General features: G+C 65.7%; 1 protein-coding gene. It reads right to left on the minus strand.

From position 1 onward, the window contains the following. Positions 1–42: 42 nt before the first annotated feature. Complete coding sequence (locus ACFU5O_RS37490; RefSeq protein ID WP_384247515.1) at positions 43–882, minus strand: IS5 family transposase; 840 nt, start codon at positions 880–882, stop codon at positions 43–45. Positions 883–1086: the final 204 nt, after the last annotated feature.

The raw sequence follows: 1086 nt of genomic DNA on the forward strand, positions 1-1086 counted from the left end.
TGAAAGAGCGTTTTGCCCCTGCAGGGGTGTTTGGTTCGAGGTTCAGGTGTCGCGCCAGTTCGGGGTGGATTCTCGGGTGAGTCGTCGGCTCATGAGGTTGATCATCGCGACGTGGATTATGGCTTCGGAGCGGTGGGGGTGGGTCTCGTAGTCGCGGGCGAGGCGGCGGTGGTGCATGAGCCAGCCGAAGGTCCGCTCGACAACCCAGCGTCGGGGGATCACCGTGAATCCTTTGACGCCGGGGTCGCGCTGGACAACCTCGACATCGATGCCCAGGCGGGCGCCGTGATCGATGGCCTTCGTCCGGTAGCCGCTATCGGCCCAGGCCTTGGTGACGCGGGGGTTCTCGGCAGCGATGCGGGACAGTACGTGGATGCCGCCGGCGTTGTCGGAAACGCTCGCGGCGGTCACCCAGACGGCGAGCAGGAGACCGAGGGCATCGACACCGAGATGGCGTTTGCGGCCTGCGATCTTCTTTCCTGCGTCGATGCCTTGGCCGGCCGCGGGCACGTTGGCTGAGGTCTTGACGCTTTGTGCGTCCAGCACGCAGGCACTGGGCTCGGCATTCCGCCCTTCGGCCTGCCGAACCTGTCGGCGGAGCAGGCCGTTGAGTTGGTCGAAGACGCCCTCTTTCTGCCAGGCGGCAAAGTAGCCGTAGACCGTTTCCCAGGGTGCGAAGTCGTGCGGGAGGTAGCGCCAGGGGATTCCGGTGCGGTCGACGTACAGGACGGCGTCCATGATGCGGCGCAGGTCGTGTCCGGGTGGGCGTCCGATGTGCAGGCCCTTGCTTCGTCGCTCGGCCCGCCAGGCTGAGAGAGTGGGTTCCAGCAGTTCCCAGCGGGCGTCGGACAGGTCGCTGGGATAGGGGCGGTGTCGCTTCATGTTTCGGTAGTACCGCCAGGCACGGTGTCTCCCCAGGGCGCAAACGGTGCCAAGCGGGGGCGCCTTGGGATCAGACAGGAGCGAACTGGCGGAAACGGGCTGATTCACAATGCCCGCTGTCACGCGAGAAACGTCAAGCCACATTCGACCCGGCAATCCCAGACCAGCCCGCCCGGCAAACCATCACCAAACACCCCTGCAGGG

The sequence above is a fragment of the Streptomyces sp. NPDC057445 genome (assembly GCF_042802855.1).
In the GTDB taxonomy this organism is placed as follows: domain Bacteria; phylum Actinomycetota; class Actinomycetes; order Streptomycetales; family Streptomycetaceae; genus Streptomyces.